Annotated in this window: 11 protein-coding genes; 2 read left to right on the plus strand and 9 right to left on the minus strand. The window is 59.4% G+C overall.

Annotated elements, in window-relative coordinates:
• Positions 1-23: 23 nt before the first annotated feature.
• Entirely contained in the window at positions 24-1700 is a 1677-nt protein-coding gene (locus H4V96_RS13110) for a peptide chain release factor 3 (RefSeq protein WP_029496495.1), read from the minus strand.
• A 198-nt stretch (positions 1701-1898) separates the two neighbouring features.
• Between H4V96_RS13110 and H4V96_RS13115 the strand changes: the two genes are divergently transcribed.
• Together H4V96_RS13115 and H4V96_RS13120 are read left to right on the plus strand one after the other, a co-directional pair.
• Positions 1899-3965: a methyl-accepting chemotaxis protein gene (locus H4V96_RS13115; protein ID WP_280720991.1), complete on the plus strand. Its 2067-nt coding sequence runs from the start codon at positions 1899-1901 to the stop codon at positions 3963-3965.
• Between the two features lie 209 nt (positions 3966-4174).
• Complete coding sequence (locus H4V96_RS13120) at positions 4175-4984, plus strand: Crp/Fnr family transcriptional regulator (protein WP_010399198.1); 810 nt, start codon at positions 4175-4177, stop codon at positions 4982-4984.
• Between the two features lie 98 nt (positions 4985-5082).
• Here H4V96_RS13120 and H4V96_RS13125 read toward each other — a convergent pair whose 3' ends face one another.
• From H4V96_RS13125 to rpmI, 8 genes are all read right to left on the minus strand, one after another.
• Entirely contained in the window at positions 5083-6498 is a 1416-nt protein-coding gene (locus H4V96_RS13125; RefSeq protein ID WP_196855973.1) for a CHASE3 domain-containing protein, read from the minus strand.
• Positions 6499-6643: 145 nt separating this feature from the next.
• Entirely contained in the window at positions 6644-7276 is a 633-nt protein-coding gene (locus H4V96_RS13130) for a response regulator transcription factor (RefSeq protein WP_010399201.1), read from the minus strand.
• A 201-nt stretch (positions 7277-7477) separates the two neighbouring features.
• Positions 7478-7882: a MerR family transcriptional regulator gene (locus H4V96_RS13135; protein ID WP_010399203.1), complete on the minus strand. Its 405-nt coding sequence runs from the start codon at positions 7880-7882 to the stop codon at positions 7478-7480.
• Positions 7883-7892: 10 nt separating this feature from the next.
• Positions 7893-8240, minus strand: a complete 348-nt coding sequence (locus tag H4V96_RS13140; protein ID WP_010399205.1) for an integration host factor subunit alpha — start codon at positions 8238-8240, stop codon at positions 7893-7895.
• Between the two features lie 170 nt (positions 8241-8410).
• A complete protein-coding gene (pheT, locus tag H4V96_RS13145) occupies positions 8411-10837 on the minus strand; it encodes a phenylalanine--tRNA ligase subunit beta (protein WP_196855974.1) in 2427 nt (808 codons plus the stop codon).
• 78 nt (positions 10838-10915) lie between these two features.
• Positions 10916-11932 (minus strand): phenylalanine--tRNA ligase subunit alpha, encoded by a 1017-nt coding sequence (pheS, locus tag H4V96_RS13150; RefSeq protein WP_196855975.1) that lies wholly within the window; start codon positions 11930-11932, stop codon positions 10916-10918.
• Between the two features lie 270 nt (positions 11933-12202).
• Positions 12203-12562, minus strand: a complete 360-nt coding sequence (rplT, locus tag H4V96_RS13155) for a 50S ribosomal protein L20 (RefSeq protein WP_010399214.1) — start codon at positions 12560-12562, stop codon at positions 12203-12205.
• A 26-nt stretch (positions 12563-12588) separates the two neighbouring features.
• Positions 12589-12786, minus strand: a complete 198-nt coding sequence (gene rpmI, locus H4V96_RS13160; protein ID WP_010399216.1) for a 50S ribosomal protein L35 — start codon at positions 12784-12786, stop codon at positions 12589-12591.
• Positions 12787-12831 lie beyond the last annotated feature (45 nt).

Raw genomic sequence — 12831 nt, forward strand, 5'->3', positions numbered from 1 at the left:
TGTCGATGGGTCTGACCCGGTACTTAAGCCAGCTTGGCCGAATGCTCGCGCGTCGCGTGGAACGTCAGCTTCGGCCAACGCTCTTGCGTCAAACGCAAGTTCACGCCCGACGTGGCCAGGTAAGCCATGTTGCCAGCCGCATCATAGGCCACGTTGTGACCCAAGGCATCCTCGAAATCCTGCAAGACGCGCTTATCGTCGCAGCTGACCCAGCGCGCGCTGCTGATGCTGGTGCCCTCGAACACGGCATCGACGCCATATTCGTTCAGCAAACGACTGGCCACGACTTCAAACTGCAGCACGCCGACGGCGCCCAGTACCAGTTCGCCGCCCTGCACCGGCTTGAAGACCTGTACTGCACCCTCTTCGCCCAACTGCTGCAAGCCCTTGTGCAACTGCTTGATTTTCAGGGGATTACGGATGCGCACGGAGCGGAAGAAATCTGGCGCAAAGTAGGGGATGCCGGTGAAGGTCAGCATCTCGCCTTCGGAAAAACTGTCGCCGATCTGCATGTTGCCGTGGTTTGGCAAGCCGATGATATCGCCCGCATACGCCTCTTCCACCTGTTCGCGCGAGGATGCCATGAAGGTCACCACGTTCGACACCTTGATCTCGCGCCCCAGGCGCAAGTGCTTGACCTTCATGCCGCGCTCGAAACGTCCCGAGCACACACGCAAGAAGGCGATGCGGTCGCGGTGCGCCGGGTCCATATTGGCCTGGATCTTGAAGACGAAACCGGTAAACGGCTGTTCGGACGGCGCTATCGAGCGCACGGTCGCATCGCGCTCGCGCGGCGCCGGTGCCCAGTCGACCAGCGCGGAGAGAATCTCGCGCACGCCGAAGTTGTTGATGGCCGAACCGAAGAACACGGGGGTCTGCACGCCGGAGAGAAATTGCTCCAGGTTGAACGGGTTCGAGGCGCCGTGCACCAGCTCCACTTCCATGCGCAACTGGTCCATCTCCAGCGGGAACATCTCTTGCAGGCGCGGATTGTCGATGCCTTTGATGATCTCGAAGGCGCCGTCAGCTTTTTCTTCGCCGGCCTTGAACAGCATGATCTCGTCGTTCAGCAGGTGATACACGCCGCGGAAGTTCTTGCCCATGCCGATGGGCCAGGTGACGGGCGCGCACTGAATCTTCAGCACCGATTCGAGTTCGTCGAGCAGGTCCAGCGGATCGCGCGTCTCGCGGTCCATCTTGTTCATGAACGTGACGATGGGCGTATTGCGCATGCGGCACACGGCCAGCAGCTTGATCGTCTGCGCTTCCACGCCCTTGGCCGCATCGATCACCATCAGCGCCGAGTCGACGGCCGTCAGCACGCGGTAGGTGTCTTCCGAGAAGTCCTGGTGGCCCGGGGTGTCGAGCAGGTTGACGACGTGGTCGCGAAATTCGAACTGCATCACCGAAGAAGCGACGGAAATGCCGCGCTGCTTCTCGATCTCCATCCAGTCGGACGTCGCATGGCGGCCCGATTTACGCGCCTTGACAGTACCGGCCATCTGGATCGCGCCCGAGAACAGCAGCAGTTTTTCCGTCAGGGTAGTCTTACCCGCATCCGGGTGGGAAATGATGCCGAAGGTGCGGCGGCGCTGCACTTCGCGCGCGATCATGGCAGGCGCTTTGCTGCTGACTGACGCCGCAGCGTTGCCCGCATTATCGCTGGAATCGGGGGTAGTAATGTCGTTCTCGTTGGCCATATTGGTGACCATAATATGGCCCTCGCAAAAAACCCTCGATTTTACAGAAGGATCGCCCTTCCGTGTGAACTGCTTCACTCTGGCGCACGGCAAAATTAATGACACGCCCAGGCCACAGGGTCGTGCATTTCATCAAGGGGTCACAATCTACAGGCAACATTGCACTGCACCAATGCTATCACCCATCCTGGAAAATCGATGAAAATCCTCCTCACGCCCGCCATCCGACTCATGCAGCGCCTGCGCTTGCTACCCAAATTCATGCTTGTCTGCCTGGTCTTCCTGCTGCCGCTGGCACTCGCGACGACCCTGCTGATCTCGGAGCTAGGCAAGTCGCTGGCCCAGGCGCAGGATGCGCAACGGGGCGTGGCCTATGTGCGCCAACTGCAGGACGTTACACGCTTGCTGCAGCAGCGGCGCGGGGTCGAACACTTGCGCCTGAGCGGCAAGGCGAGCATGAACAATACGGCCTTGAATGCGCGTATCACGACGACGCTGGTCGACTTGGGACGCTTGCCAGCAGGCGCAGGCCTGCCCCAGGCGGCCGAGCTGACACAGCAGTGGCAAGCCCTGCTGGGCCGCCAGGCGGGCCTGGCGGCACGCGACAGCTACGCGGCGCACACGGCGCTGCTGCGCCAGGCGGCCAAACTGGGCCAGTTGGTGGCCGACCGCTCGCACCTGGGCCTGGACCCGGATGCGGGCGCCAACCACCTGAGCGCCGTCTTCACGGCCACCCTGCCCGACTTGGCCGAGAGCCTGTCCGACATCGCCGGGCGCGGCGCCGCCTACATCGACACGGGCCTGTTCGAAGCAAACGAAGACCAACTCGTCAACGCCAACGCCCTGATCGCGCGCCACGAACTGGAGCGCCTGCCAGCGCGCTTCGACGAAATCATCGCCGCCGAGCCAGCCTTGCAGGCCAGCTTGCAAGGCGCACTGAAAGCCGTGCCGGTGGCGCTGGCCTTCCTCGAACGCAACAAGAATGAAGTGATGAATTCCTACAACCAGAGCTCGGGCGCGCAATTCCACGCGGCCGGCATGCAAGCCATCGACGCCTTGCAGACGCTCTCCGGCACCGCCGCCACTGGCCTGGACAGCCTGCTGGCGCAGCGCATTGCCCGCGATGAGGCGCGCCGAGGCCTGATCCTGGCCGCCATGCTGCTGGTGCTGCTGGCCGCCGCTTACCTGTGCGCTGGCTTTTATGCTGCCTTCGCGCGCGACGTAGCACAATTGCGTCTGGCCGTCGGCGCGGCGGCGGCGGGCGACCTGTCGCAACGCATCACCTCGCAGGCGCAGGACGAAATCGGCGACCTGGTACGCGACTTTGGCGCCATGACGCACGGCCTGGCCACCCTGGTGCAGGAAATCCGCGGCGGCGCGGCCATCATCGCCGCCGCTGGCGCCGATATCGCCCAGGGCAACGCCGCCCTATCCGGCCATACGGCCACGCAAGCCGATGCGCTGGGCGCCACCGTGGACTCGATGCGCGAACTGACGGCCACCGTCGGGCGCAACGAAGCGCACGTAGGACAGGGACGCACACTGGTGGCGACGGCTGCCGAGGTGGCCCTGCGCGGCGGCAAAACGGTGGGCGCCGTGGTCGAGACGATGGCCTCGATCAAGGCAAGTTCGCACAAGATCGTCGATATCATTGGCGTCATCAACGGCATCGCCTTCCAGACCAATATCCTGGCCCTGAACGCGGCCGTGGAGGCGGCACGCGCTGGCGAACAAGGACGCGGCTTTGCCGTCGTCGCCTCTGAGGTGCGCAGCCTGGCGCAGCGCTCGAACGAGGCGGCGCTGGAAATCAAGCGCCTGATCGGCGATTCCGTGGCCACCGTCGATGCGGGCGGTGATCTCGTCAATGCCGCCGGCAGCACCATGCGGCAAGTCGTCGATGCCGTACAACAAGTAGCGCTGGTGATCGGGCGCATCAGCAGCGCCGGCGCCGAGCAGAATAGCGAAATCGCCCGCATCAACCAGGCGCTGGCGCAAATCGATGACATGACACGCCAGAACGCCGGCCTGGTCGACGAGGCGCGCACTGGTTCCCAGCGCCTGCACCAGGAAGGCGAGGCGCTGACGCAGGCCGTCAGCCGTTTCCGCTTGAGCGAACACAATGTGCCTGACGCGCGCCAGGCAAGCCTGCGCGGCGGCTTGCCCAGCGTACGCCCGGCCGGCCTGCGCAGCGCCAACAAGCCTCGCGTGTTATCACAAAATCGTACAGGACGGCGCGAGGATCAACAGTCAAACGTGCGCACGTAGGACAAGGACTACATTTTTACCTCAAATGAGACTACAAAGTGGCGACTGCTAATCTTATGTTCGCCACTTACATAAGCTTTTAAAGTAGCTACATCGCGATCTGCAGCGCGCGCTCGATAAAATCGCCGTCACCACATGGGTACGGCAGCTTTTTTTTGATCAGCAACGCGGCAGTCGCACTCCGATGTAAAAAGCCTGTGAGGAATACTATGAGCCATACTCAACTTATCGCCCCGATCCAAAAGAACCAGTTGCTGCCGCGCAGCATGCCGGCGGCCGGACGGGAAATCAAGCTTGCGTCACGGGTTAGCCTCAGCAGTGCTCAACAGAATGAGTTACTGGCCGCCCTGCCGCGCGCCGCGCTCGAATCGCTGTTCGAAGGCCTGGAACTGGTGGAACTGCCTTTCGGCAAGGAACTGTACGCCTACGGTCATCATCTGGAGTACAGCTATTTCCCCACCACCGCCATCATTTCGCTGCTGTATGTGATGGAAGACGGCGCCACGACGGAAATCGCCGTCGTCGGTCATGAAGGCGTGGCTGGTGCCTCGCTGCTGGCAGGCGAGCGCGCCATGTGCACGGCCGTCGTGCAAAGTGCCGGCTACGGTTACCGCCTCAAAACGCAAAGCTTGCGCGACGCCTTCAATCAAGGTGGCGCCCTGCCGCAGTTGCTAATGCGCTATACCAACGCCCTGTTTGCGCAAATGGCGCAAAATGCGGTCGGCGGGCGCCATAGCTCGATCGAGCAAAAACTCTGCCGCTGGCTGCTTGACCGCCTGGATCGCTCGCCATCGAACGAATTGAAAGTGACGCAAGAACTCATTTCCATCATGCTGGGCGTGCGCCGCGAAAGCATCACGGCCGCTGCCGGCAAGCTGCAAGAAGAAGGCTTGATCCACTATCGCCGCGGCAATATCACGGTGCTGGACCGCGCTGGCCTCGAATGCTACGCGGGCGAGTGCTACAAGGTCGCCAAGACGGAATACGACCGCTTGCTGCGCGACGTTTCGCGCTGCTAATGCGCGGCTGATCTGAATAGGCAGACTAGATAGAAAAATGGCCGGGCTATATGCCCGGCCATTTTTACGTTCATTACGTTCATTACGTCCGTGTAGCGTCAAGCGCCGCCATCTTCGTCGATTTCTTCCGGTTCCGCCGTCAGCGGCAGCGGTATCAACGCTTCCACACACGTGCCCTTGCCGTCCGGCCCCTGGCGCACGGTGAGGGTACCACCGAGCAGCAAGGCCCGCTCGCGCATGCCCAGCAAGCCGTGCGACATCGGTTTTTGCAGGGCATCTTCGCTGATGCCGATGCCGTCATCGATTACGCGCAGCACCAGGCCGTGTTCATTGCGTTTCAAGCTCACTGTGACCATGCCGGCACGCGCATATTTGAGGATATTGGTCAACGATTCCTGCACGATGCGAAACAGCGCGATCGTCAGCGTGGCTTCGCGATTGTCAATATTGATGGCCACGTCCGTTTCGCAACGCACAGAACTCATGCGCATGAAATCCTCGCAGTAGCTTTCGATGGCGGCGCATAGGCCCAGGTTGTCGAGCAGGCTGGGACGCAAATCTTCGACAATGCGCCGCTTCAGTTCCACCGTTTCGAGCAGGGTCGCCTTGGCGCGGCGCAGTTGCGCGGCCAATTCCGGCTGCGTGTGCGCCAGTTGCTGCGTGACGGCGCCCAGGTCCATGCTGATCGAGGTCAAATTGGCCCCCAATTCATCGTGCAACTCACGCGCCAGGCGCGCCTTTTCCACCTCATTGACGCTGATCAAATGGCGCGACAGCACGGATAACTGCTGCGTACGTTTGCTGACCGTCGACTCCAGGGTGTCATTGGCATTTTGCAAGGCATACTCGACGGCGGCGCGGTTCTGGAAGCTGCGCCGCACCAGCTGATAAAACATGATCAGCACGAGGATGGCCAGTGCATTGATACCGATACCAAGCAGCACGGCTTTCTGATACTCATGGTAAAAAGCGGCGCTGCCGGACGCCAGCGCTTCATTCTGTTCGCGCGTCATGATCACTACCTGCAGGCGGATTTCATCCATCGTGGCGCGGTCATCGGTCACGCGCGAGATATTGACGATTTCGGCCAGCCCACCCTGCTTGTAGACCTCGACTGACTCTTGCAGCATTAACATCTTACGACGGATCAAGCTTTTCAATTGGCCCAAGTTTTTCAGCTGCGTAGGACTGCCAGCAAGCAAAGTTTGCAGCTCATTGAATTCGTTTTCTATTTCGGTGATCGCGGTCTTCGACGGCCCCAGATACGTTTCGGAGCCAGAAATGAAATAGCCACGCAAGCTGCTTTCCGCATCGAGCACGAGCACGTTCAGATACTGCAGGCGGTCTGCCACGCGAGCGCTCTGGCTCAGCAAGGCATTCGCGCCCTTCAGCGATTGCAGATTATGGAAGAGACTAAAACCATTGAGTACAAGCAAGAAGGCACAAGCCACGCACAGGATGGTCTTGTAGAGGGGCAGGCGGTGATGTGGGGCCGGTTCAACGGTAAAATACATCCTGATGGGCATCCTTAGCAAGGTTCGACACGGGAGAAAACACCGAAGCCGACCGATTATAATCCTCGCCACAGACTGCTGCACTGCACAAGTCGTACCCGGCTAGCTCGCTGAGCGATCATGCTGCCATGATCACACTGCCGGACTAGTCAAGCAAATTGTTTTTCATTGCGTAATAGGTCAAATCGCTGTTCGATTGCAAGCCCATTTTTTCCATGATGCGCGTACGGTAAGTACTCACCGTCTTGATGCTCAGTGACAAAGCGACACCGATATCGGACACGGTGGCGCCGCGCGCCAGGCGCAGGAAGACCTGGAATTCACGGTCCGACAGTTCTGTATGCAGGGCGGCATTCGTATCGCGGTCAAACGACTGCGCCAGCAACTCGCCCACCGTGGAACTGACGTAGCGCCGTCCCTGGAACACGGTACGCACGGCCGTCATCAGCTCATCGGCTTCGCATTCCTTGTTCAGATAGCCATTGGCGCCCATCTTGAACAGGTTCAAGGCGTATTGTTGCGCCGGATAGCCGCTGAGGATCAGCACCGGCAATTCAGGCTGGCCCTGGCGGATGGTGCGCAAGGTATCGATGCCGCTTTGATCGGGCATGGCTATATCGAGCAGCAATACATCGCAAATTTCGCGGCGGGCGATATCGAGCGCTTCCCGCCCGGTACCGGCTTCCGCCACCACACTGAAATCGTCAGACGACGAAAAAATCTGTTTGAATCCAGCTCGTACTATTTGGTGATCATCACAAATGGCAACGCGTATCATTGTTTCCCCTTAAATTTTCCTGGCATGGGAAAGACTACCGGAACCTGGATGCTGCTCCGGCTTAGCGTCACTAACAAAAACGCAACATTCGCATTATATTCAAAATATGGCGCACCCCAGGACACCGGGAGCAACCGGGCAGCTAGCCCATGCAATACAGTCAGCCGGTATCGGACAACTCCACCTATATTGGTACAAATCTTATTTTAGCAAGTTTAAAATCGCCATTAATTCATTGCGTATCCACGCGCGGTCCAGTGGTTCTTCCTGCGATACAACAGCCATGGCCGGCGGCAAAGGCAGCTCATTGACGATGCCATGCGATGCCCCACGGCTATCGAGTTTGTTGCGCGCGCCACTGATCGTAAAGCCTTGCTCATACAACAATTCGCGGATACGGCGTATCAGCAGCACCTCATGGTGCTGATAATAACGACGATTGCCACGTCGTTTGACCGGTTTTAGCTGAGAAAACTCCTGCTCCCAGTAGCGCAGTACATGCGGTTTGACGCCGCACAACTCGCTCACCTCACCGATCGTGAAATAGCGTTTCGCCGGAATGGGCGGCAAGGCGATCAACTCGGTTTTACTGATGCGCTCGTTCATCGCCACTCACTCAGGCAGCACGTGCCAGCGGACTGGTCTCTTCGACCATGCTTTTCAGCTTCTGGCTCGCATGAAAGGTCACGACACGGCGTGCCGTGATGGGAATCTCTTCGCCCGTCTTCGGATTGCGGCCCGGCCGCTGCGGCTTGTCGCGCAACTGGAAATTGCCGAAACCGGACAGCTTGACGGCCTCGCCACGCTCGAGCGCATTGCGGATTTCATCGAAAAAGGTCTCGACCATATCTTTCGCTTCGCGCTTGTTCAGGCCCACTTGCTCGAACAACAGCTCAGCCAGTTCCGCCTTGGTCAAGGTGGGTAAATCTTTTTCCGCTTCCTGGCGCACTTTGGCAACCAGCATGGCCCGATGCAGATCGGCGGCCAGTGCGGATTGCAGTACGGCGGAATCAACGTCGCTATTATTAATTTTCCTGCCCTGCCTTTTCTGTACGCCCGAACCCGCCTTTCGGCAAGCTCGTCTACGGTTGACGACGCACTGGCCGTCACGCTAGGCGACGGCCAGTCCGGTAATTACGAACGCAGTTTCGCGTCGTGGCCCTGCTTGGCAGCATCGATCAAAACAGCCATCAGGCCATCGACGACATCGTCTTGCAGGGTATTTTGAGTATCTTGCAAGCTAATCCGGAAAGCAAGGCTTTTTTCATCCGCTTCCAATCCTTTTCCGCGATATTCATCAAATAAAACAATGGCTTGCACGATACGCGCTGCTGCGCTTGCCTTGGCGGCAGCCCGGAAGCTGTCGAGCAAATCTTGCACCGCCACCGATTGCTTGACGACGACGGCCAGATCGCGACTGGCGCCTGGGAATTTCGAGATTTCCTGGTACACGGGCACGACGCGTTGCGTCAGGGCAGCGGCGTCGACTTCGAACAGCACGGGCGCCAGCGGCAAATCGTACTTTTGCATCCAACGCGGGTGCAATTCACCGATGAAACCGATCACCTTGCCATCGAGTTCCACGTTGGCCGAGCGGCCAGGATGCAGGGCCGGGTGTTGCGCCTTGGTGAAACGCAACACCAGCGGCGCAAACAGTGCCTCCAGGTCCGCCTTCACGTCGAAGAAGTCGACCGTGCGCGCAGTCTGGCCCCACTGCTCGTCGGCGACCGCGCCGTAGGCCATGGCCGCCACACGCTTAGGCTGGGCGTAGCCGGCCACCGACAAGGGACCGTTTTCCACGCTGTCGTCGCGCTGGTAGATGGCGCCCACTTCGAAGATGCGCACGCGGTTGGTCTTGCGGTTCAGGTTGTAGCGCACGTTGGCGATCAGGCTGCCGATCAGCGAAGAACGCATCACGCTCATCTGGCTGGCGATCGGGTTCTGCAACTTGATGGGGTGCGTGTTGGCCGAGAAATCGCGCTCCCATGCCGTGTCGACAAAGCTCATGTTCACCACTTCCTGGAAGCCCAGGTCGGCCAGCGCATGGCGTACCGCAAACAGGGAGCGGGTATTTTCAGGTGCAATCTGCATCACGTTCGCCGCTACGGGCGGCAAGGTCGGGATGTTTTCAAAACCGTACACGCGCGCCACTTCCTCGATCAAGTCTTCCTCGATCTCGATGTCGAAACGGTAGCTGGGCGACGTCACGCAAAACACGCCGTCGGCCAGGGTGAATGGCAGGGCCAGGCGCCTGAAGATATCGGCGATCAGCGCGTCGTTGAGCGGCACGCCGATGACCTTTTGCGCGCGCGCCGTGCGCATCGACACCGGCTGGCGCTGCGGCAAGTTCACCACATGGTCGTCGACGGGGCCGACGGTGGTTGCCGGCGTGCCGCAAATTTCCACGATCAGGGCGGTGATGCGTTCGATGTGCTCGACGTTGGTGGCGAAATCGACACCGCGTTCGAAGCGGTGCGCCGCATCGGTAGAGAAATTCAAGCGGCGCGCGCGGCCTTGAATCGCGTTCGGCCACCAGAATGCCGCTTCCAGGTAGATGCTGTCCGTATCGTCCGATACGGAACTGGCGTCACCGCCCATGATGCCGGCCAGCGATTCGATTTCCTGCTCGTCGGCAATGACGCCTAGCCACTCGTCGACGGCGATGGTGTTGCCATTCAACAGCTTGACGGATTCGCCCGCCTTGCCCCAACGTACGTCGAGGCTACCGTGGATCTTCGCCAGGTCAAACACATGGCTAGGACGGCCCAGTTCCAGCAGGACATAGTTGGAAATGTCGATCAGGGCCGACAGTGGACGCTGGCCGCTGCGCTCGAGGCGCTGCTTCATCCAGTCCGGCGTGGCGGCACGGGCGTTCAAGCCGCGGATGACACGGCCCGTGAAACGGCCGCACAGGTCCGGCGCGCTCACGGTCACTGGCAAGACTTCGTCACTGGAAACGGGCACGGTGCGGAACTGCGGCACATTCAAGGCCACGCCCGTGAGGGCCGACACTTCGCGTGCCACGCCCAGCACGGACAGGCAGTCCGCCTTGTTCGGCGTCAACTTGATGGTGAATTTCAAATCGTTGAGCGCAAAGTAATCGCGAAAATTCTGGCCGATCGGCGCGTCGTCCGGCAATTCCAGCAAGCCGGCGTTTTCTTCCGACAATTTCAATTCGCGCGCGGAGCACAGCATGCCTTGCGACTCGACGCCGCGCAGCTGGCCCACCTTGATTTCAAACGGCTTGCCGTCGGCGCCCGGCGGCAGCACGGCGCCGGCCATCGCGCAGACGACTTTCAAGCCTGGGCGCACGTTCGGCGCGCCGCAAACGATGTTGAGCATGGTGCCCGTGCCGACGTCGACCTGGCACACATTCAGGCGGTCCGCGTTCGGGTGTTTTTCCATCTCCAGGACCAAGCCTACCACCACGTTCGAGAATGGCGGGGCGACAGGATCAACGTCCTCGACTTCGAGACCGGACATGGTCAGCAGATGGGCCAGTTCGTCCGAAGTCATCTTCGGATCGACCATGGTACGGAGCCAGTTTTCGGAAAATTGCATAATCAAGCCTTCAAAGGGTCAAAGCTCACAGCGCGAGCGTACAGGCGCTCAAGCGCCATGAATCAAACGGAACAACGCTTAGTTGAATTGCTTCAGGAAACGCAAGTCGCCTTCATAGAACAGACGCAGGTCGTTGATGCCGTAGCGCAGCATCGTCAAGCGTTCCAGGCCGGAGCCGAAAGCAAAACCGATGAATTTCTCGGGATCGAGGCCGAAGTTCTTCACCACGCTCGGGTGCACCTGGCCGGCGCCCGACACTTCCAGCCAGCGGCCCTTCAATGGACCAGAGCCAAAGGCGATGTCGATCTCGGCCGATGGTTCCGTGAACGGAAAGTACGACGGACGGAAACGCACTTGCAAGTCATCCGTTTCGAAGAAAGCCTTGACGAAATTCAGGTATACGCCCTTCAAGTCGGCAAAGCTGATGTCTTCGGCGATCCACAGGCCTTCGACCTGGTGGAACATCGGCGAATGGGTCGCATCGCTGTCGACGCGGTAAGTGCGACCCGGCGCGATGACCTTGATCGGCGGCGTGTGCGTGCGTGCATAGCGCACCTGCATCGGGCTGGTGTGCGTGCGCAGCAGCAAGGGCTTGCCATCGCTGTCATTGCCATCGATATAGAAAGTGTCCTGCATGGAACGGGCGGGATGATTTTCCGGGCTATTGAGCGCCGTGAAGTTGGTCCAGTCGTTTTCGATTTCAGGGCCGTCAGCCACGTCGAAGCCGATCGAGCGGAAAATCTCTTCGACGCGTTCCCACGTGCGCATCACGGGATGGATGCCGCCGGGCATGCGGCCACGGCCTGGCAGGGTCACGTCGATCGCTTCAGCGTTCAGGCGGCCTTGCATTTGGGCATCGGCCAGCGCATCACGGCGCGCCGTCAGCGCGTCTTCGATCTGCACTTTGACGGCATTGATCAAGGCGCCTTGCGCCTTGCGCGCGTCCGGGTCGAGCTTGCCCAGACCCTTCATCATTTCGGTAATCTGGCCAGTCTTGCCCAAGTAGCGGGCTTTGGCGTTTTCAAGTGCGGCAGCGTCTGCGGCGGCGATAAAGTCAGCCTGGGCCGAGACGACGAGTTCTTCTAGGGAGTTCATGCGGCATTTCCTGTTTTGGACATCAATTCTGGACTTGCTTATCAAAAGTCCAATAATCAAAAACGGAAACGGGGCATAAGGTTTACACCCCTGCCCCGCTCTTTGTGACAACCGACCTAATCTGCTGCGCGTCGTGATTTACGGTTTGCGATGCTCACCGTACTTTCGTACGGTTGCGCTTCTCGACCGCAACTCCCTTCCGCTCGCGACGATTTTGTCAGTTGCCGTTCTAACGCCACCCTACGGATGACGTTGCGCAATCACCGTTGCTTACGCAGCGATTTTTGCTTTAACTGCGTTGACAATCGCAGCGAATGCTGGCTTGTCCATCACAGCCATATCGGCCAGGACTTTACGGTCCAGTTCGATATTTGCTTTTTTCAAGCCGTTCATGAATACGCTGTACGTTACGCCATGCTCACGGGAAGCGGCGTTGATACGGGCGATCCACAGGCGGCGGAAAACACGCTTCTTGTTGCGGCGATCGCGGTAAGCGTATTGGCCAGCGCGCATAACTGCTTGCTTGGCAACACGGTATACACGGCTGCGGCGACCACGGTAGCCTTTAGCTTGAACAAGAATCTTTTTATGACGGGCACGAGCTGTAACCCCACGTTTTACTCTAGGCATAGTAACTCCTTAAATTGAGTGTGAGATTAAGCAGTCGGCATCATGCGGTAGACGGATTTCACGTCAGACGCAGCGACATTGGTGGTACCGCGCAGAGCGCGTTTCAGCTTGGTGGTTTTCTTGGTCAAGATGTGGCGTTTGAACGCATGACCACATTTAACAGTACCACCCGGGCGCACGCGAAAACGTTTTTTCGCAGAGCTTTTGGTCTTCATTTTAGGCATAGCAATCTGTCCTCTTACGGACAGCTCCATTTATAACAGGATTGC

This window comes from Janthinobacterium sp. CG_23.4, from assembly GCF_029892305.1.
GTDB classification, from domain to species: Bacteria; Pseudomonadota; Gammaproteobacteria; order Burkholderiales; family Burkholderiaceae_D; genus Janthinobacterium; species Janthinobacterium lividum_D.